Origin of the sequence: Rhizobium laguerreae (genome assembly GCF_019778565.1) — a bacterium.
Taxonomy (GTDB): domain Bacteria; phylum Pseudomonadota; class Alphaproteobacteria; order Rhizobiales; family Rhizobiaceae; genus Rhizobium; species Rhizobium laguerreae.
The window spans coordinates 36,866-55,678 of record NZ_JAAXQT010000005.1 but is presented as its reverse complement, the minus strand read 5'-3'; the positions used below and the strand labels follow the sequence as shown (position 1 = coordinate 55,678).

Annotated in this window: 18 protein-coding genes and 2 pseudogenes; 9 read left to right on the top strand and 11 right to left on the bottom strand. The window is 60.6% G+C overall.

The genetic code is table 11. The features are described from left to right. Positions 1–45 precede the first annotated feature (45 nt). A complete protein-coding gene (locus HFO71_RS16725; protein ID WP_012757440.1) occupies positions 46–555 on the top strand; it encodes a single-stranded DNA-binding protein in 510 nt (169 codons plus the stop codon). A gap of 98 nt (positions 556–653) precedes the next feature. Here HFO71_RS16725 and HFO71_RS16720 read toward each other — a convergent pair whose 3' ends face one another. After that, positions 654–1,301, bottom strand: a complete 648-nt coding sequence (locus HFO71_RS16720) for a MarC family protein (RefSeq protein WP_012757442.1) — start codon at positions 1,299–1,301, stop codon at positions 654–656. A gap of 236 nt (positions 1,302–1,537) precedes the next feature. Between HFO71_RS16720 and gyrA the strand changes: the two genes are divergently transcribed. After that, positions 1,538–4,375, top strand: coding sequence for a DNA gyrase subunit A (gene gyrA, locus HFO71_RS16715; protein ID WP_168258389.1), 2,838 nt, complete (start codon positions 1,538–1,540; stop codon positions 4,373–4,375). 164 nt (positions 4,376–4,539) lie between these two features. Here the strand turns inward: gyrA and HFO71_RS36205 are convergent, their stop codons facing one another. The 3 genes and pseudogenes from HFO71_RS36205 to HFO71_RS16705 all read right to left on the bottom strand — a co-directional run bounded on the left by HFO71_RS36205 (position 4,540) and on the right by HFO71_RS16705 (position 5,277). Further along, positions 4,540–4,674, bottom strand: a complete 135-nt coding sequence (locus HFO71_RS36205; RefSeq protein WP_018445350.1) for a hypothetical protein — start codon at positions 4,672–4,674, stop codon at positions 4,540–4,542. A gap of 36 nt (positions 4,675–4,710) precedes the next feature. Beyond that, positions 4,711–4,866, bottom strand: coding sequence for a hypothetical protein (locus HFO71_RS16710; RefSeq protein WP_003539654.1), 156 nt, complete (start codon positions 4,864–4,866; stop codon positions 4,711–4,713). 122 nt (positions 4,867–4,988) lie between these two features. After that, positions 4,989–5,277, bottom strand: a pseudogene (locus tag HFO71_RS16705) (hypothetical protein). 90 nt (positions 5,278–5,367) lie between these two features. Here HFO71_RS16705 and coaD point away from each other — a divergent pair. The 5 genes from coaD (at position 5,368) to tgt (ending at position 9,312) form a co-directional block, all read left to right on the top strand. Beyond that, positions 5,368–5,862, top strand: coding sequence for a pantetheine-phosphate adenylyltransferase (gene coaD / locus HFO71_RS16700; protein ID WP_020049920.1), 495 nt, complete (start codon positions 5,368–5,370; stop codon positions 5,860–5,862). A 51-nt stretch (positions 5,863–5,913) separates the two neighbouring features. Continuing rightward, the gene (locus tag HFO71_RS16695; RefSeq protein WP_025394545.1) at positions 5,914–6,486 is read left to right on the top strand and encodes a peptidylprolyl isomerase; all 573 of its coding nucleotides are present in this window, start codon (positions 5,914–5,916) and stop codon (positions 6,484–6,486) included. Between the two features lie 29 nt (positions 6,487–6,515). Then, positions 6,516–7,025 carry a peptidylprolyl isomerase gene (locus tag HFO71_RS16690; protein WP_025394546.1) on the top strand — a complete coding sequence of 170 codons (510 nt, stop codon included), beginning with the start codon at positions 6,516–6,518 and terminating at the stop codon, positions 7,023–7,025. A gap of 74 nt (positions 7,026–7,099) precedes the next feature. Further along, positions 7,100–8,185: a tRNA preQ1(34) S-adenosylmethionine ribosyltransferase-isomerase QueA gene (queA, locus tag HFO71_RS16685; protein WP_168258391.1), complete on the top strand. Its 1,086-nt coding sequence runs from the start codon at positions 7,100–7,102 to the stop codon at positions 8,183–8,185. After that, complete coding sequence (gene tgt / locus HFO71_RS16680) at positions 8,182–9,312, top strand: tRNA guanosine(34) transglycosylase Tgt (RefSeq protein ID WP_025394548.1); 1,131 nt, start codon at positions 8,182–8,184, stop codon at positions 9,310–9,312. The genes queA and tgt overlap by 4 nt, the downstream gene beginning before the upstream one ends. A 3-nt stretch (positions 9,313–9,315) precedes the next feature. Here the strand turns inward: tgt and HFO71_RS16675 are convergent, their stop codons facing one another. The 5 genes from HFO71_RS16675 to HFO71_RS16655 all read right to left on the bottom strand — a co-directional run bounded on the left by HFO71_RS16675 (position 9,316) and on the right by HFO71_RS16655 (position 14,836). Beyond that, positions 9,316–10,401 carry an acyltransferase family protein gene (locus HFO71_RS16675; RefSeq protein ID WP_221988235.1) on the bottom strand — a complete coding sequence of 362 codons (1,086 nt, stop codon included), beginning with the start codon at positions 10,399–10,401 and terminating at the stop codon, positions 9,316–9,318. 109 nt (positions 10,402–10,510) lie between these two features. Beyond that, entirely contained in the window at positions 10,511–10,939 is a 429-nt protein-coding gene (locus tag HFO71_RS16670) for a DUF4864 domain-containing protein (protein ID WP_020049925.1), read from the bottom strand. A gap of 81 nt (positions 10,940–11,020) precedes the next feature. After that, on the bottom strand, positions 11,021–12,286 hold the full coding sequence (gene fabF / locus HFO71_RS16665; RefSeq protein WP_131661917.1) for a beta-ketoacyl-ACP synthase II: 1,266 nt from the start codon (positions 12,284–12,286) through the stop codon (positions 11,021–11,023). Positions 12,287–12,299: 13 nt separating this feature from the next. After that, entirely contained in the window at positions 12,300–12,806 is a 507-nt protein-coding gene (locus HFO71_RS16660; protein ID WP_025394552.1) for a winged helix-turn-helix transcriptional regulator, read from the bottom strand. Positions 12,807–12,970: 164 nt separating this feature from the next. Further along, positions 12,971–14,836, bottom strand: a complete 1,866-nt coding sequence (locus tag HFO71_RS16655) for a calcium-binding protein (RefSeq protein ID WP_168258392.1) — start codon at positions 14,834–14,836, stop codon at positions 12,971–12,973. A gap of 255 nt (positions 14,837–15,091) precedes the next feature. Between HFO71_RS16655 and HFO71_RS16650 the strand changes: the two genes are divergently transcribed. Further along, positions 15,092–17,464, top strand: a complete 2,373-nt coding sequence (locus HFO71_RS16650) for an alpha-amylase family glycosyl hydrolase (RefSeq protein ID WP_168258393.1) — start codon at positions 15,092–15,094, stop codon at positions 17,462–17,464. Between the two features lie 21 nt (positions 17,465–17,485). On the opposite strand, the gene HFO71_RS16645 is transcribed toward HFO71_RS16650, so the two are convergent. Then, positions 17,486–17,674, bottom strand: coding sequence for a hypothetical protein (locus HFO71_RS16645; protein ID WP_003539671.1), 189 nt, complete (start codon positions 17,672–17,674; stop codon positions 17,486–17,488). Positions 17,675–17,830: 156 nt separating this feature from the next. Further along, positions 17,831–18,132: pseudogene (locus tag HFO71_RS16640) on the bottom strand (hypothetical protein). 145 nt (positions 18,133–18,277) lie between these two features. On the opposite strand from HFO71_RS16640, the gene HFO71_RS16635 reads away from it, so the two are divergent. Then, a complete protein-coding gene (locus tag HFO71_RS16635; RefSeq protein ID WP_131642669.1) occupies positions 18,278–18,673 on the top strand; it encodes a hypothetical protein in 396 nt (131 codons plus the stop codon). Positions 18,674–18,813: the final 140 nt, after the last annotated feature.

Here is an 18,813-nt window from a genome sequence, read left to right as displayed (position 1 = left end):
ATCGATTAAACGCCGCCGGGCAGGGCGGCAGGTAGGGTGAGAAGCATGGCTGGTAGTGTGAATAAGGTAATTCTGATTGGAAACGTCGGTGCAGACCCCGAAATCCGCCGCACTCAGGATGGCCGGCCGATCGCCAATCTTCGTATCGCGACCTCGGAGACGTGGCGCGATCGCAATTCCGGCGAGCGCCGTGAGAAGACCGAATGGCACACTGTCGTCGTCTTCAACGAGGGCCTCTGCAAGGTCGTCGAGCAATATGTGAAAAAGGGCGCCAAGCTCTATATCGAAGGCCAGCTGCAGACCCGCAAATGGCAGGACCAGCAGGGCCAGGATCGCTACAGCACGGAAGTGGTGCTGCAGGGTTTCGGTTCGACACTGACGATGCTCGACGGCCGCGGTGAAGGCGGCGGCGCGAGCGGCGGCCGTGGCAGTGGCGCCGGCGGCAACGATTATGGCGACGATTACGGCGCCCCGGCTCCCGCTTCATCGCCGAGCCGCGGCGGTGGCGGCGGCGGCAACTTCTCGCGGGATCTCGACGACGACATCCCGTTCTGATCGGTAGCCTTTTCTGGCTTCATGAAAGACTTGAGAGCATGATGCCTTGGATGGCGTCATGCTCTTTTTTCGTAAATCTCGCGGCAGATGCCGCCATTTCAATGCGGTGTCGCGCTGATCAGATTGAACGCCGACTTCGCGCCGTCGACGACGAATTGTGCGGCGAGCGCTGCGAGGATGACGCCGAGGAGCCGCGTCAGGATGGCCCGGCCGGTGACGCCGAGGAAACGGTCCAGTCTTTCGGCGATGAGCAGCATGACGAAGGTCAGCAGCAGGTTGGCGGCAATGACGCCGATCAGTTGCGCCTTCCCGATCGAGGTGGCCAGCGTGCCGGCAAGCAGTATCGTCGCCGAGATCGCACCCGGGCCGGCAATCAGCGGCAAGGCGAGAGGGAAGACGGCGATATTCTCGATATGATCCTTGGTGATCGCCGCCTCGGTCGCCTTCTCCTTGCGCTCCTGCCGCCTCTCGAACACCATCTCGAAGGCGATCCAGAACAGCAGCAGCCCGCCGGCGATGCGGAAGGCGCCGATCGAAATCCCGAGCACGCCGAGCACGCCGGCGCCAAACAGCGCGAATACGGCGAGGATGATGAAAGCGATAACCGAGCCGCGTAGCGCCACCTGCTTGCGCTCGGTTCGGCTCATGCCTGTCGTCAACCCCAGAAAGATCGGCGCAAGCCCCGGTGGATCGATGGTGACGAGCAGCGTCGTGAAGGCGTTGATCAATTGGTCGGCGCTTGCCATCGGCTCTCCGGAACCCCATATGGGTGCGTGGTTTTGATGATTGTGAAGCGGGGATTTCGATTTGGCAAATATCCCGCGGCGGGCCGCGGCGGATTTGTCCGGTCCGGCCGCGCAACTTGCATGTTTTACCCTCTTTAAGCCGCAAAAGCCTGTTCAAAACGCGCTGTGAAATTGGCGCGGCAACAGGCTTTCCGCTATAAATCTTCAAGTGATTCTAGAAGAGATCGTGATCTGTTTTGACTGAGCAAACACCCCCCGGCGGCGGGAAGCTCCCGCCAGGCATCGAGCCCATCTCCATCATGGAGGAAATGCAGCGGTCGTATCTCGATTACGCCATGAGCGTCATCGTCAGCCGCGCGCTGCCCGACGTGCGCGACGGCCTGAAGCCCGTGCACCGGCGCATCCTCTACGGCATGTCCGAGCTCGGCATCGACTGGAACAAGAAATACGTCAAATGCGCCCGCGTCACCGGTGACGTGATGGGTAAATTCCATCCGCACGGCAATTCCGCGATCTATGATGCGCTCGCCCGCATGGCGCAGCCCTGGTCGCTGCGTCTGCCGCTGATCGATGGTCAGGGCAATTTCGGCTCGGTCGATGGTGATCCGCCGGCAGCCGAACGTTATACCGAATGCCGCCTGGAAAAGGCTGCCCACTCGCTGCTCGACGATCTCGACAAGGAAACCGTCGATTTCCGCGACAACTACGACGGCACGCTCTCCGAGCCGGTCGTGGTGCCCGCCAAATTCCCGAACCTGCTCGTCAACGGCGCCGGCGGCATCGCCGTCGGCATGGCGACCAACATTCCGCCGCACAATCTCTCCGAGGTCATTGACGGCTGTATCGCGCTGATCGACGATCCGGCCATCGAGCTGCCGGAACTGATCCAGATCATTCCCGGTCCCGATTTCCCGACGGGCGCGAAGATCCTCGGCCGTGCCGGCATTCGCTCGGCTTATGAAACCGGCCGCGGCTCCGTCATCATGCGCGGCGTCGCCGCTATCGAGCCGATGCGCGGTGACCGCGAGCAGATCATCATCACCGAGATTCCCTACCAGGTGAACAAGGCGACGATGATCGAAAAGATGGCCGAGCTGGTGCGCGACAAGCGCATCGAAGGCATCTCCGACCTGCGCGACGAATCCGACCGCCAGGGCTATCGCGTCGTCGTCGAGTTGAAGCGCGATGCCAACGCCGAGGTCATCCTCAACCAGCTTTATCGCTATACGCCGCTGCAGACTTCCTTCGGCTGCAACATGGTGGCGCTGAACGGTGGCAAGCCCGAACAGCTGACGCTGCTCGACATGCTGCGCGCTTTCGTCTCCTTCCGCGAGGAGGTCGTTAGCCGGAGAACGAAATTCCTGCTGCGCAAGGCGCGTGACCGCGCCCATGTGTTGGTCGGTCTGGCCATTGCCGTCGCCAATATCGACGAAGTCATTCGCGTTATCCGCCAGGCGCCCGATCCGCAGTCGGCCCGCGAAGAGCTGATGACCCGCCGCTGGCCGGCGGAAGATGTCGAAAGCCTGATCCGTCTGATCGACGATCCGCGCCATCGCATCAACGAGGATCTCACCTACAACCTCTCCGAAGAGCAGGCCCGCGCCATCCTCGAACTGCGCCTTGCCCGCCTGACGGCGCTTGGCCGCGACGAAATCGGCGACGAACTCAACAAGATCGGCGAGGAAATCAAGGATTATCTCGACATCCTCTCCTCGCGCGTCCGCATCCAGACCATCGTCAAGGACGAACTTCTCGCCGTCCGCGACGAGTTCGGCACGCCGCGCCGCACCGAGATCATCGATGGCGGTCTCGAAATGGATGACGAGGATCTGATCGCCCGCGAAGACATGGTCGTCACCGTCTCGCATCTCGGTTATATCAAGCGTGTGCCGCTGACTACCTACCGCGCCCAGCGCCGCGGCGGCAAGGGTCGCTCCGGCATGACCACCCGCGACGAGGATTTCGTTAGCCGGCTATTCGTCGTCAATACCCATACGCCGGTGCTGTTCTTCTCCTCACGCGGCATCGTCTACAAGGAGAAGGTCTGGCGCCTGCCGATCGGCACGCCGACCTCGCGCGGCAAGGCGCTGATCAATATGCTGCCGCTCGCACCCGGCGAGCGCATCACCACCATCCTGCCATTGCCCGAGGACGAGACGAGCTGGGACAATCTCGACGTCATGTTCTCGACGACGCGCGGCACGGTTCGCCGCAACAAGCTGTCGGACTTCGTCCAGGTCAACCGCAACGGCAAGATCGCCATGAAGCTCGAGGAGGAGGGCGACGAAATCCTCTCCGTCGAGACCTGCACGGAAGATGACGACGTGCTTTTGACGACGGCGCTCGGCCAGTGCATCCGCTTCTCCGTCGACGACGTCCGGGTCTTTGCCGGCCGCAACTCGATCGGCGTGCGCGGCATCACGCTTGCCGGGGGCGACCGCATCATCTCGATGACCATTGTGCGCCATGTCAACGCCGAGCCGTGGGAACGCGCCGCCTATTTGAAGCGCGCCGCCAACGACCGCCGCCTGACGACCGGCGAGGCCGAGGAAATCGCGCTGGTCGGCGAGGAAGTCACCGAAGGGGGACAGCTGAGCGACGAGCGTTACGAGGAGCTGAAGCAGCTCGAGCAGTTCGTCCTCACCGTCTCCGAGAAGGGCTTCGGCAAGCGTTCGTCCTCTTACGACTTCCGCATCTCCGGCCGCGGCGGCAAGGGCATCCGCGCCACCGACACGTCGAAGACCGGCGAGATCGGCGAGCTGGTCGCGGCCTTCCCTGTCGATGACGGCGACCAGATTATGCTGGTCTCCGATGGTGGTCAGCTGATCCGCGTGCCGGTCGGCGGTATCCGCATCGCCAGCCGCGCCACCAAGGGCGTCACCATCTTCTCGACGGCCAAGGACGAGAAGGTCGTCTCGGTCGAGCGCATCAGCGAGCCGGAGGAGGATGAGACGGAAGAGGCTGTCGAGGTCGCCGAAGGCGCGCTCGCTACCGATGAGGGTGCTGCCGGCGAAGGTGGCGGCGACGAGGCGCCGATTGCCGATGGCGATCCGGCCGGGCCTGCCGAGGAATGATCAAATGAACGGGGCGGCTTCGAGCCGCCCTTTTTCTTTTCAAGCAGGATGATGGTTGAGGACTGCACCCAAAGAAAAAGCCGGACGCTGGGTGCATCCGGCTTTGAATGGCCCTGGCGACGGAAGGGTGCCGCTCAAGGGTGGGAAGAGGAGAGAAAGGAACGTCAGAACGCTCTATGTTTTTCGTTCAGAGCCTTCACCTCTTCGCCTTCGCGCCGAAGCGCTGAAATCGTTGAGGCCACAGACACGATGAACATGACGCTGATGAGGGCGGTGAGCACTGTCAAGATCGTGAACATAGGCATTCCTTTCCTGGGGAGTTGCGTTCTCGCCCCTCAGTACTGGCCCAGCACGGCCGTCCGGGCCGAAGCATAGGGACCATAAACCTTGGACGTATCGACCTTCTGATCATAGAGAGCGACAGTTGCGGTCAGCATGCCCGTGACCATTACCATCCAGAGCACGTTAATCATCGTAATCTTACCGGGCATTTTTATTCCTTCCGCGCCGCTCTATGTATCGGTTGAATGAACGCATCCGTCTGTAAATGGTTCCGCCGGATGTTGATCGGGTGTTTACCAATGCCGATCTGAAGCGACCTTGAATGTCTCGTTCATCTGGCATTCAGATTCGAAGCTCTTTTTTTCACGCAGCCGGCCCTGGGCACGCACGATCGCCGCATGCTCGGCAAGCTCCGGCCGCACCCAGCTCATCTCGTATCGATCGGCGAAATAGCCATAAGCCATCTCGGCGGCGAGGGAGGAAACGACGGCAAGTGCAACGAGCACGATCAGCATGGACCTGGTCTTTCGGGGAGCGCCGGATGCCAGAATGGCATCGGCTGCCTTGATGATCCGAGTTAAGCAGATCCTGTCTGAAACCGCCTTGAACGGCACATTCATCCGCCGTTCAGCCGCCCGGAACGACTGGCCAAATCACTTGCGAGAAGGCGTCATCCGTGACAAAAGGCGTCAAACCAACGGTCGGGCCACATGACGACAGCTTTCTATCCGGGGTCCTTCGACCCGATCACCAATGGGCATGTGGATGTTCTGGTCCAGGCGCTCAACGTCGCCGAAAAGGTGATCGTCGCGATCGGCATCCATCCCGGCAAGGCGCCGCTCTTTTCCTTTGAGGAGAGAGCTGAGCTGATCCGCCGTTCACTGGCTGAAGCGCTGCCTGGCAAGACCGGCGACGTCACCGTCGTCGCCTTCGACAATCTGGTCGTCGATGCCGCCCGCACCCATGGCGCCACGCTGTTGATCCGCGGTCTTCGCGACGGCACCGATCTCGATTACGAAATGCAGATGGCCGGCATGAACCGGACGATGGCGCCCGATATTCAGACCATCTTTTTGCCGGCGGGCACGGCCTCGCGGCCCATTACCGCCACATTGGTCCGCCAGATCGCCGCCATGGGCGGCGATGTCAGCGCTTTCGTGCCGGCCGCCGTCTTGCAAGCCCTCACATCCAAGCGCCCAAACTAGCAAGACTAGCAAGCGCAAAGACTAGGCGGAACCCGCCGCAATGGAGCTCATATGAAACTCTTTTATCTCGCATTTGCCGGCGTGTTGTATCTCGCCTCCTTCGCGGGGGATGCCTTCGCCCAGTCGGCCGATCATTATCTCACCATCCAGCTGAAGAATGGCCCTGTTGTCATCCAACTCATGCCTGAGGTGGCGCCGAAGCATGTTGCCCAGATCGAGGCGCTGGCCAAGAAGGGCGAATACGACAATGTCGCCTTCCATCGCGTCATCGATGGCTTCATGGCTCAGACCGGCGACGTCAAATACGGCAACATGGAAAAGGGCTTCGATGCGAGTCTCGCCGGCACCGGCTCCTCTGACATGGCTGACATCCCGGCTGAATTCTCCAAGACCCCGTTCGTGCGCGGTACGGTCGGCATGGCCCGCTCGCAGGATCCGAATTCCGCCAATTCGCAGTTCTTCATCATGTTCGCCGACGGTTCCTTCCTGAACGGCCAGTACACCGTCGTCGGCAAGGTCGTCTCCGGCATGGAGAACGTCGACAAGATCAAGAAGGGCGAAGGCCAGAACGGCGAAGTCAAAAGTCCCGACCGGATGATCAAGGTCACCCTGGGCAACAAGTAAGTTACGAGAGAAAACTAGAGGAGAAGACAATGGTCGAGATCAAGGATCCCGAAAACACCGTCATTCTGGAAACCACCAAGGGCAAGGTTGTCATTCAGCTTTTGCCGCAGGTTGCTCCGGAGCATGTCGCCCGCATCAAGGAACTCGCGCGCGAGAAGGCCTATGACGGCGTCGTTTTCCACCGCGTCATCCAGGATTTCATGGCCCAGACGGGCGATGTCGAATTCGGCAAGAAGGGCTCGGAAACCTTCAATCCCAGCCGCGCCGGCATGGGCGGCTCCTCGAAGCCGGATCTGAAGGCCGAATTCTCTGCGACCACGCATACGCGCGGCACCTGCTCGATGGCCCGTTCGCAGAACCCGAACTCGGCCAATTCGCAGTTCTTCATCTGCTTCACCGACGCGCCCTGGCTGAACAAGCAGTATTCCGTCTGGGGCCAGGTCATCGAAGGCATGGACAACGTCGACAAGATCAAGCGCGGCGAGCCGGTTTCCGATCCGGACTCGATCGTCTCCATGCGGGTTGCCGCCGACGTCTGATTGTGATTTCTGCTGAAACCCGCCCTTGCGCATAGCTGCGCGGGGCGGGTTTCGCTTTGCCTGAAAGTGCCCTGATGCGCGTAGACCTTTTCGATTTCGATCTGCCCGACGAACGTATAGCGTTGAGGCCCGCCGAACCGCGCGACAGCGCGCGCCTGCTCGTCATCGATCCGAATGCGGAAAACAGCCTGTCGGACCATCGCGTCGGCGATCTCACATCCTTTCTGCGGCCCGGCGATGCGCTGGTCTTTAACGATACCAAGGTCATTCCCGCCCAGCTCGAGGGCATCCGCCATCGTGACGGCGCCGGCGGCCAGCAGGTGTCGGCAACGCTGCACATGCGCACCGGCCCCAGCCGCTGGAAGGCCTTCGCCAAGCCGGGCAAGCGTATCAAGCAGGGCGACCGCATCTCCTTCGGCCATTCCGGCGAAAGCTGCTTTCTCGGCTCGCTCGACGCCACCGTCGAGGAAAAGGGCGAGGCCGGCGAGGTGACGCTGCTGTTCGATCTCTCAGGCCCGGCGCTTGACGAGGCGATCGCCGCCGTCGGCCATATCCCGCTGCCGCCCTATATAGCCGCCAAACGTCCCGAGGACGAACGCGACCGCGCCGACTACCAGACGATCTATGCCCGCGAGGAGGGCGCCGTTGCCGCCCCCACCGCCGGCCTGCATTTCACACCGGGCCTGTTCGAAGCGCTCGATAGGGCCGGCATTGAACGCCATTTCGTCACGCTGCACGTCGGTGCCGGCACTTTCCTGCCGATCAAGGCCGACGATACCGCCGATCACAAGATGCATCTGGAAAGCGGCTATGTCAGCGCTGAGATCGCCGCCCGGCTGAATGCCGTGCGGGAAAGAGGCGGGCGCATCATCTGTGTCGGCACCACCTCGTTGCGGCTCATCGAGAGTGCGGCCGCGGAAAGCGGAGAGATCATGCCCTGGGCCGGCGCTACCGGCATCTTCATCACGCCTGGTTATCGCTTCAAGGCGGTCGACATGCTGATGACCAATTTCCATCTGCCGCGCTCGACGCTGTTCATGCTGGTCTCGGCCTTTGCCGGCCTCGAGACCATGCACGCGGCTTATCAACACGCCATTTCGACGGGCTACCGCTTCTACTCTTACGGCGACGCGAGCCTTCTTTTCCGGAAAGACAGATGACAGACAACTTCCAATTCACCTTGAAGAAGACCGATGCCGGCGCACGCCTCGGCCAAATCTCCATGCCGCGCGGCGAGATCCGCACGCCGGCCTTCATGCCGGTCGGCACCGTCGGTACGGTTAAGGCCATGTATCTCGACCAGGTGCGCGAGACCGGCGCCGATATCATCCTCGGCAATACCTATCACCTGATGCTGCGGCCGACGGCCGAGCGTGTCGCCCGTCTCGGCGGCCTGCATAAGCTCATTCGCTGGGAGCACCCGATCCTGACGGACTCGGGCGGTTTCCAGGTGATGTCGCTATCCGGCCTGCGCAAGCTCGACGAGCAGGGCGTCACCTTCAAGTCGCATGTCGATGGCAGCCTCCACCATATGTCGCCAGAGCGCTCCATCGAAATCCAGGGGCTGCTCGGCTCCGATATCCAGATGCAGCTCGATGAATGCGTGGCGCTGCCGGCCGAGCCGAAGGAGATCGAGCGCGCCATGGAAATGTCGCTGCGCTGGGCCGAGCGCTGCAGGGTCGCCTTCGGCGAGCAGCCAGGCAAGGCGATGTTCGGCATCGTCCAAGGCGGCGATATCCCGGCGCTGCGCATCCGCTCGGCTGAGGCGCTGGCCCAGCTCGATCTCAAGGGGTATGCGATCGGCGGCCTTGCCGTCGGCGAGCCGCAGGATGTCATGCTGCAGATGCTGGAAACGACGCTGCCCGTGCTTCCTCTGGAAAAGCCGCGTTACCTCATGGGCGTCGGCACGCCTGATGATATCCTGAAATCGGTCGCCCGCGGCATCGACATGTTCGACTGCGTCATGCCGACGCGTTCGGGCCGCCATGGTCTGGCTTTTACCCGCCGCGGCAAGGTCAATATCCGCAATGCCCGCCATGCCGAGGATATGCGCCCGCTCGACGAACAGTCGAACTGCCCGGCCTCGCGTGATTATTCGCGCGCCTATCTGCACCATCTCGTCCGCTCCAACGAGGCGCTCGGCGGCATGCTGCTCTCCTGGCACAATCTCGCTTATTACCAGGAGCTGATGCAGGGCATCCGCAAGGCGATCGCCGAAGGCCGCTTCGCCGATTTCATGGCGGAAACGCAGGAGCAATGGGCGAGGGGCGATCTCGAACCGGTGTAAAGGCTACTCCGGCCCCGCGTTGCTTACCGCGGGGACTGCGGACGCCGGGTTTGGCGCAACCATTATTCTAAGTTTTTTTCGCACTGGCTCGTCGAAGTGGACGGCGGCGATGCCAGCCACAATGAAAATTCCGACTACGACGACCATACCGGCTGCCGGAGAGGTAGGAAGGTCAAAGCCCTTTTGCCGCAGCGACTGCAGCAGACTGAAGATGGGGCCATGCAGGATATAAATCGGATAGGAAAGCCTCCCCAGCCAACGGAATACCAGCTCGACCAGGCCGGTCTGTCTCGTGCGCATCGCAAGCCAGACAATGGCCGGGAAGACCACGAGGCATATTAAAAAATCAAAATATGGGAAACCGAAGAATATGCGGGCTGGTATGTTGGCGATGACGATCAGACAACCACAGAGAAGAAGGCCGATAACGTTGCCGTTATTGGCTGTATTCGGTTTCTGGACGTCATATAACCTGTAAAGGCAGATTCCGAGCGAGAACGAGAACAGCACTCTTGAAAAGCCAAATCTGAAGTCGCCCGCCTCGGGACCAATATCGAAGTTACCTGCGACCGATGCCCCAAAGATGGTGATGCCGGCCGCACCCAGGGCGATGGCGAGCAAGCTTCTGAATGACAGTCGTATCAGAAGCACGGAGAACAGCACTCCGACCCAGAGCTCGAAGAAGAGCGACCAGCTGGGCCCGTTGAAGGGAAAGATACCTTCTTGGCTTGCGCTTGGAACGAACAGAATTGCCCTCAGCAGAAGGTCCGCCAGGGTGGAGTAGTCCAACCCGTTTTTAAGCGCATAGCTGAAAAGTCCGATCGGAAGCGAAAGAAGATAAAGAGGGTAGAGTCGAATGATACGCTGTAGCAGAAGCCCGGTGGGCGAAATCTGCTCCCTTGTCAGTCGCTTCTCATATGAATTTGCAAGAACGACGCCGCTCAACAGAAAGAAGAGGTCAACGGCAAGGTAACTGATATTCGCCGGGATCGGACCCAGCGTACCACCCGTGTGGAGGAACATGACCATGATAGCCGCAATTCCTCGCAACGCCTCAAGAGCTGTAAAAAATTGTTTGCCGGCGTTCAACGCAACAACCCTCCGTTGGCACGTTGTTACTCCAGGAGGATTTCGAAATCGTTATTGCAACGAAACCGTGTAATCTGTCGAGTTTCCACCGAAGAGTGGAAACAGCGCGTCAGATGCCCTTGCTGTCCGCGTCCGGCATGATCTGCACGCCGTTGATCCTGTAGCTGCCGTCCGGCTGACGCGTGATCTGGTAGATCGCTGTCCAGTCCTTGCCGTCGCGGCCTGAAATCAGCACCTCGTGATAGATCAGCGCGCCATTGTCGATCGAGCGGCTGCGGCCGAAGGCGTAATTGCCGGGGTGATAGACCGGCTCGTAGCTCTTCTTCACCATGGCGAAGAACAGGTTCTTGTCGGGATACAGTGCCCGGATGCCGGGAGCAGCGAAAGAATAGGCGGTCTCGGCATCGTCCTTGAGGAAGGCCTTGATCTGGTCCTCGATCATCGTCCGCGTCGTGTCGATCGGATCTTCGGCGCGGGCCGAGACAGGGGAGAGAAAGGACGCGGCACACAGAATAAGAACTGCGAAGAAGGCGCGCATGGTGTACCTCCGGCTCTATCGGGGAAAGGATCGCCGATAAAGCAGAAGTGTAGGCGATTTTCAGCGCAAGGAAAGTGAACTTTACGACCAGCGGCGGAACAGGGCGCTGGCATTCACCCCGCCGAAGCCGAAACCGTTGGTGATCGCATAGTTCATCGCTAGCGGCCGCGCCGTCTTGCCGACGATATCGATGCCGTCGGCGGCCGGATCAGCCTCATCGAGGTTGCGGGTCGGCGGTGCAATCTGGTCGCGCAGCGCAAGGATGGTGAAGATCGCCTCCAGGCCGCCGGCGGCGCCAAGCAGGTGGCCGGTCGCCGATTTCGTCGCGCTGACGGCAATATCGCCATTGCGGCCGAAGACCGTGCCGATCGCCGCGATCTCGCCTCTGTCACCGACCGGTGTCGAGGTCGCATGCGCGTTCAGATGCCTGACCTCCGAAGCGGGGATCTTCGCCTGCCTGAGTGCTGCCTCCATCGCCCGGCGGGCGCCGTCGCCGTCTTCTGGGCCTGAGGTCATGTGGTAGGCGTCCGCAGCGGTGCCATAGCCGACGAGTTCGGCGAGCGGCGTGGCGCCACGGGCAAGCGCATGCTCCAGTGTTTCGATGACCAGGACGCCTGCACCTTCGCCCATGACGAAACCGTCGCGCGCCGTGTCGAAGGGCCGTGACGCCAACTCCGGCGTCTCGTTGAAACCGGTGGAAAGGGCACGTGCAGCGGCAAAGCCGCCGAGGCTCACCTTGTCGATGCAGGCCTCTGCACCGCCGCAAATCGCCACATCTGCTTCGCCGGAGCGGATCAGCCGCGCCGCATCGCCGATTGCCTGGACGCTGGCCGCACACGCCGTCACCGGAGCCCCGAGCGGCCCCTTGAAGCCATAGCGGATGCTGACCTGGCCGGCGGCGAGGTTGACGAGGAAGGACGGCACGGTGAAAGGCGACAGCCGCCGAACGCCGCGCGTTTCGCCGATCCGCACCGCTTCGGCGATCGCCGGAAATCCGCCGACGCCCGACGCGATGATCGTTGCCGTGCGCTCGCGCTCGACTTCGTCGGTCGGCATCCAGCCGGCCTGCCTCACCGCTTCCTCCGTCGCCGCCATGGTGAAGTGGATGAAGCGGTCCATCTTCTTCTGGTCCTTGGGCGTGATGTAACGGTCGGGATCAAAACCAGCCTCAGCATCTTCCGCGATACCGGGAACGATGCCGCCGACCTTGGCCGAGAGCTCGCCGACGATATCCTCCGCCAGCACCCGCAGCCCCGAACCGCCATCGAGAAGGCGCTTCCAGGCGGGCTCGACACCGGTGCCGAGTGGCGAGACAAGTCCCATGCCGGTGACAACAATGCGATCCATTCTTTTGTCCTTTCTATGCGTCGATACCGAGATACCAGGCGCGCATGCGGTTGATCCGCTCGTGCACCTCGTTGTCGGCGGCGGGGCCCGCAAGCAGGCTGGTGTTTTCGGGGGTCACTTCTTCGCCGGTCCGCGCATCGACCAGCATCGTCTGGCGCTCTCTGCCGGAAGCGGCATCGCCCAAGAGAAAGGCGAGGTCCTCTTCCGGGATGTGCCGGCTTCCCCAGGAAAACAGCGTCATCAGAACAGGAAAGAAATCACGGCCCTTTTCCGTCAGCAGATATTCGTAGCGGGCAGGGCGCTGATGGTAGAGCCGCCGTTCGAACAGCCCCTTTTCCGTCAGATGTTTGAGCCGCCGCGTCAGGATGTTCGGCGCCACGCCGAGGCTTTTCTGGAATTCGTCGAAGCGCGAAAGCCCCTGAAAGGCATCGCGCAGTATCAGCATGCTCCACCAGTCGCCGACGCTGTCGAGCGCACGCGCCGCCGGGCATTTGAAGTCGCTGAAGCTCGTCCGCTGCATGGCTGATGTCACTACAGCAGTGACTATTATCATGCAAGTTAGTTGTATCAAACGTCGCCCTCAAAGGCCTCACCGTTGCGGCACGCGTGGCGTCAATGGAGAATGTGGCCGGGATCTAGGCTAAGAGCGGGAGACCGCCCCCCCAAGGAGACCGGCCGACAGGGTCAGACAAGCAGGAGATCTTTGAAGTGAAGTGCGGCGGAATTGTCGAGATCGGTGACATGGATTGCCCCGCCCGCTGCGCTTCCATCCGCATCATAGGATAAAATGCCGCTGGCCTGATCGTAGATCAGCTTGTCATCAGCCTCGAGCGCTTTTGTTCCGAGAACGAAATTCTCGGCCGAAAAGCTCGATGGCTTGAGCCCGGTGAAGACAGCATCGTCGAACACCAGCTTATCGCCTGCGGCTGACGAGAAATCCACGATCTTGTCGACGCTGGAATTGCTGGGATTCACATCGAAGACGAAGGAATCGGCTCCGCCTCCGCCGGTGAGAACGTCAGCACCGGTTTTGCCGATCAGCTTGTCGTTGCCGAGCCCGCCGATCAATCGGTCGTTCCCTTTCCCGCCGTTGAGGAAATTGTTTCCGTCGTTGCCGGTCAGAATGTTGGCCGTATTGTTGCCTGTCGCGCTGAGATTGGCCGTTCCGGTCAAGGTGAGGTTTTCGATCGTTCCAATCGTATGCTTCTGATCGGCAAGGCTGAAGGAGATCGACGCCTTGATGGTATCCGTTCCGCCGCCCCGGCTTTCGTCGACGATCTGGTTGGCATTGGTCACGGTGAAGGTGTCGTTGCCGGTGCCGCCATAGAGATGGCTGTTGGCCGGCGGCGGCGTGCTGGCGCCGCTGCCTGCTACCTCGATGATCAAGGGATGGTCGACGACATCGAGCGTCAGGGATGAGACGTTGCTGAGGCTTTTGATCGCCGTCGTTCCGGTCACGGGGTCGAAGACCTTAACGGAGCCGAACGAGGCGCCGAGATTGACCTTGACGGCTGTTGTCGCAGCCTGAATGGCGGTGTCGGAGGATTGGTTCCAGATATCGGGCTCGTTCCAGAGGATGATCTGGTAGCTCCCATCCGATTTTTCCGTGAGCAGGCTGCGGGCGGAGGACGGCAGGCCGTCGATCGAATAGTTGAGCGCTCCGGCGCTGAAGCTCGCCTTCTGAGCGCTGTCATCCGCAAGGATTTCGGTGAGGTTGTGGATCGCCGTCGCAGCCGGCTTGGCCGAATAGTCGAGATGAAAAAGGCCGAAATGCTTTTCCTGATTGGCGCCCTGCGGGTCGGAATAGGCGTCCAGCAGTTCGTAGATGAATGTCTGTTTCGATCCGAGTGCCGCGCCGTCCATCAGCGTATTGAGCAGGAGCTTTGCCTGCGTCGCTTCGCTGACGCCTTCCCAGCCGCCATTGGTGTCGGCGGTGAGCGAGGTGTGGTAACCGGTCTCGGTGATCGCCAGCGGCTTGCCCGGATCGGCAGCGCGCTGAACGCCGGATTCTCGGGAAAGCCATGAGAATGGTTGGTCGCCATCCTTCGCATAGGTGTGGATCGTCGTGTAGTCGGAGGCCGACGCGACCGTATATCCGGTAAAGCCGAGGACGGGGATATTCTTCAGCAAGGGATCGGCGCTGACGGCCGCAAACAGATCCTTCTGATAGGCAACCGCTGCTGCCTGGCCGCTCAGGCCATGATAGCTGACCGGCCAGTTGTTGACTTCGTTCGGACCTTCGATGCCAACGACCGATCCGGGATGGGCCTGCACGAAGGCGTGCAGCCGTTGGGCGACGGTGGCGGGGTCGACTTCCCGCTGGGCACTGAAGACGAATTGCACGCCGGCCTCGGCCGCATCGCCCAGATGCGTTTGGCCATTGGGGTCGGAAGCGGAGTTTGGGGCGTGATCGCGGACCGTATCAAGGCCAAGATAGTCGAGAGCCTTAACAACTTCTCCAACATTGGAATATTTTCCGTCGGTATAGTCGATATGCGTATCAATTCCAAAGGAACGAATAATATCGTTTGTTCTAACGGCTTGAGCCAAATTTTTTCTCCCAGTTCATGAGGGAATTGGCGATGGGAATTTATCCCATTTCTGATGCCGATTCGATTTAATACAGAAGGAGGGCTGCGCAGTATTGCCCGTTAACCATGATATGTTGTCATGAATGTGGCCCGTTCCGGATCGCATTGAATGCCGAATCTATGCTTGCATTTTTGTATTCAGCCGGCTGATCATGCCCGAGTGAGATGGCCGCATGAGCGGGGACCGCAAATCCGACACGGCTTGGAGGATCCGATGACCGTCAATGTTCAATTCCGGTTTCGCAGCGGTTTGCCTTCGATGGCGTTCGACAATGTCCGTCTCCGCGGCAGTTGGGACGACCAAGGCCGTCCCTCGAACGGGTGGACGTCTCATCCGATGCAGCGCTCTCGTGACGAGGATGGCTATGATGTTTTTGTCGCCCGCGTGCCCTTTCCCGATGGCGAGATCGGTACGCATTTTCGCTGGGGGATCGAACTCGATCGGCCGGGCATTCCAGACCTATGGGCGATCGCCGCTGAATTGGACGATGAGGCCTCCTCGCGCCGCGAATGCTCCTTCCATCTCCAGCAGGGAATCGGGCCGCAGACCTATTATCTGACGTGGATCGGCCGTCTGGGAGCGAACCGGGTTGAGAAGCCCAACAGTTCCGACGGCATCCGCTTTTCGGTCTGGGCGCCAAACGCCAGGGCGATTTCGCTCGTGATAGCCGATCCTGCCATCGGCTACGTCGCCGACGACGGCACCGGAACGGTCGCAACCATCGGGATGCGAAGGACCGTTGATGGATTCTGGAGCGTTGAAACCGGCGAGGACGACGGCCTTTCCGATTTCGACAGCATGGTCGGCACGCCCTATATGTACCGCATCACCAGGGATGATGGATCGGTTGCTTACCGCACGGATATCTGGTCGCTCATGCAGATCGGCGCCGGAGACTTCGATCCGGATGGAGCCGTCTATCACGGATCGCCGGCGGCATTGGACGGACCGCAAAGCTGCTCGGTCGTCTGCGATCCGAAGCGGGTCGTACTTCCATCCGGGCAGGAGGTTGCCGCCGAGACGTTCTGGGTTGACGAATTCGTTGGCGGCCGAACACTTCCGGAGCGGCTCGAGGATCTGGTGATCTATGAATTGCACGTCGGCGCACTCGGTTTCGGCAAGGCCGCGCCCGGCACACTTGATGATGCCATTGCCTTCGTTGAGCATCTGTCGGCGCTCGGCGTCAACGCCGTGGAACTGCTGCCGATTGCGGAATTCGAGACCCGGGCCAACTGGGGTTACGGCACGTCGCATTTCTTTGCCGCCGACCAGGGGGCTGGCGGTACCGATCGGCTGAAGATGTTCGTCAAGGTCTGCCACCAGCGCGGCATCGCCGTTATCCTCGATGTCTGTTATAACCACTTCGATCCGGATGGCGAGCGGGCGCAATGGGCCTATGATTCCACCGATCACACCCGCAACATCTATTATTGGTATGAGGGACGCCCCGGCGACTACGCCGATCCGACAGGCGGCTATATCGACAACATCTCCACGGGATGGGCGCCCCGCTTCCATGAGGAAGCCGTGCGCCAGCTTTTCATCTCCAGCGCGGCATTTCTCGTCTCCGTCTGCCATATCGATGGTTTCCGCCTTGATCAGACCAGTTCGATCCATCAATATCCGGTGCTGCATGCCGATGGCCGGCGCGCCGATCGGGCCGCGGCCTTCGGGGCCAAGTTCCTGAAGCAGTGGACCCGCACGATGCGGCTGATCAAGCCGCAGCTTTTCCTGACGGCCGAGGATTATTCGGATTGGTCGGCGATGACCGAGCCAAGCCTGACCGGCGACGGGCTCGGCTTCGATGCGACCTGGTACGGTGATTTTCATCACAACCTCGTCGAATATCACGGCGGCGCGCAGGCGCAGCTGTTGAAGAATGCCGGTTTCGGCGACAAGCGGGCGCTGACCATGTCGTCTCTTGCCGGCGCGCTGCAGACGAGCGCGCGATCCAAGGTGGTCTACAACCAGTCGCATGACGATTGCGGCAATCGTGAAGGATCGGCGCGAACCGCTGTTATCGCCGTCAATTTCGCGCCAATCGCCGGTGAGACCAGGGCGTGGGCGGAGGCGAGATCCCGGTTCGCAGCGGCGATGACGCTGCTATCGCCGGGGACGCCGATGTTTTTCATGGGTGAGGAAATCGGCGCCCAGAAACCCTATCGCTACAATGATTTCCTCGAGAACCGGGAGAATATTCTCGGCGAAGCTGATGGTAGCGGCGCGGGGATGCTCAGCTGTTATCGCGATCTCATCGCGCTCAGCGTCCATCAGGATGCTATTCGATCCCGCAACATCGCCATTCCCGTGGTTCACGACGAAAATCGGGTGATCGCGTTTCATCGATGGAACGACGGCGAGGATTGCCTCGTCGTGGGGTCGCTGAACGACGCTCCCTTCGAACACGGCTATCGGCTGTACAGCGAACGCCTGGGCGATGACCTCTGGGAGGAGATCTTCAACACCGATGCTCAGATATATGGCGGCTGGAACGTCGGAAATGGCGGCGGAAGAATCAGAGCAACGGCGGGAGTGCTGAATGCCGTGTTGCCGGCATCAGGCGTTCTGGTCTTTCGCAGGCTCTGACGCTTCCGACGTCCCGTATGGTCAGGCAAAGCCGAGCGGCAGGTTTTCCACTTTCCTGTCATTGCCGTAGTCGCGCTCATGCGGCGAGCGACGACGGCCGTCGCGGCGAGCGGAAAGATCGATCCGGTTTTCGGCAAAGATCCCATCGGGCCAGGTGCCGGTGTCATGGCAATCGGCGTCGATCTTGGGTGCAAGGATTTTCAGGATCATCGGGGTTCCTCCACGGCGCAGCATCAACAGTTGGAAAGGTTGTCTGGTTCCATTCATAATCCCGCAATTATTAATAAATTAACCATAAATGCCGGTCTTCGGCAAAGGAGATCGCCGCCGGCCTAGCCGGACAGCCGCGATCGTTCTCAGGAACGTTCAATGGACGTTTGACGACGAGGACATCGACGCCAGCATTCCCTCAGTCGCGCGGACCAGCCGCGCCGTGCGCGCCAGCACTTCGGCGCCGGCCTCTGTCTCGGCAATCGTGGTTGCCATGCTCTCAATCCGTCCGCCACCTCAATCAGCGCTGGCAGCATGTCGGCCCGTCCGATCGCTTCGGCCGATCTGGCGAGTTTGCGCAACGCCTCCGAATAGCTCGATATCAATGCGCGTTTCCGATCTGCCGGAATATCGCAGAACGAGCGTTTTTCAGAGGGCGACAGTGGTGACTTCGACATGGACGCGACCTGTTGAACCTCGAACGAGCTCGCATCCGCATTATTTGTTCCCGAGCCGGTCAATCGTCGCGAGGCCGGCCGCTTGCATTGAAATGGAACTCCGGACCTCGATGGCCGTTGAGGTGCATGAACACAGGAGGTTTCCATGCAGCTGATCGATACTCGGGTGACACAAGCCGGCGACATCTTCACCGTCGAATTCCTGGGCGAGGGAGGAGAATCGATTTCCGTCAAAATCGACAACTCCCATGGCGAGCTCGACGATACGACGGCGGTCGACCACGCCAAGGTCATGATGGTTCAGGTGACCGCCTTTGCCGGCGCAGAAGCAGACGGCAGCATCAACCGTTACGATGCCTTGAGCAACGGCAATTTCGACGAAGGCAGCAAGGGCTTGATCGGCCAGCCGAGTGCGCGTTCGGCCGGCGACAGGCAAACGCTGGAAGAGGAACTCGATGAAGGCCTCGAGGACAGCTTTCCTGCAAGCGACCCTGTCTCGGCAACGGTATCATCCATTCCCGCCAACGCACGACGGCACTGATTTCACCGCGATCTCAATTCCAAATGCAGGCGAAGGCTGCCCCGGTTCCCGCGGGCAGCCTTCTTCTTACATGACAGATTGATGTCAAAACTGAGAAACAGGTGAAAATTCCAGCTGTGTGATTGACATGGGAGCCTTCT

Bases quoted from the DNA above. Each gene is read 5' to 3' on its own strand.
- HFO71_RS16690 (WP_025394546.1), top strand. From the start codon at position 6,516: ATGGTCGAGATCAAGGATCCCGAAAACACCGTCATTCTGGAAACCACC.
- HFO71_RS16660 (WP_025394552.1), bottom strand. From the start codon at position 12,806: ATGCAGCGGACGAGCTTCAGCGACTTCAAATGCCCGGCGGCGCGTGCG.
- fabF (WP_131661917.1), bottom strand. From the start codon at position 12,286: ATGGATCGCATTGTTGTCACCGGCATGGGACTTGTCTCGCCACTCGGC.
- HFO71_RS16635 (WP_131642669.1), top strand. From the start codon at position 18,278: ATGCAGCTGATCGATACTCGGGTGACACAAGCCGGCGACATCTTCACC.
- queA (WP_168258391.1), top strand. From the start codon at position 7,100: ATGCGCGTAGACCTTTTCGATTTCGATCTGCCCGACGAACGTATAGCG.
- HFO71_RS16695 (WP_025394545.1), top strand. From the start codon at position 5,914: ATGAAACTCTTTTATCTCGCATTTGCCGGCGTGTTGTATCTCGCCTCC.
- HFO71_RS16725 (WP_012757440.1), top strand. From the start codon at position 46: ATGGCTGGTAGTGTGAATAAGGTAATTCTGATTGGAAACGTCGGTGCA.
- coaD (WP_020049920.1), top strand. From the start codon at position 5,368: ATGACGACAGCTTTCTATCCGGGGTCCTTCGACCCGATCACCAATGGG.
- HFO71_RS16650 (WP_168258393.1), top strand. From the start codon at position 15,092: ATGACCGTCAATGTTCAATTCCGGTTTCGCAGCGGTTTGCCTTCGATG.
- HFO71_RS16720 (WP_012757442.1), bottom strand. From the start codon at position 1,301: ATGGCAAGCGCCGACCAATTGATCAACGCCTTCACGACGCTGCTCGTC.
- HFO71_RS16645 (WP_003539671.1), bottom strand. From the start codon at position 17,674: ATGATCCTGAAAATCCTTGCACCCAAGATCGACGCCGATTGCCATGAC.
- tgt (WP_025394548.1), top strand. From the start codon at position 8,182: ATGACAGACAACTTCCAATTCACCTTGAAGAAGACCGATGCCGGCGCA.
- HFO71_RS16710 (WP_003539654.1), bottom strand. From the start codon at position 4,866: ATGCCCGGTAAGATTACGATGATTAACGTGCTCTGGATGGTAATGGTC.
- HFO71_RS16670 (WP_020049925.1), bottom strand. From the start codon at position 10,939: ATGCGCGCCTTCTTCGCAGTTCTTATTCTGTGTGCCGCGTCCTTTCTC.
- HFO71_RS36205 (WP_018445350.1), bottom strand. From the start codon at position 4,674: ATGTTCACGATCTTGACAGTGCTCACCGCCCTCATCAGCGTCATGTTC.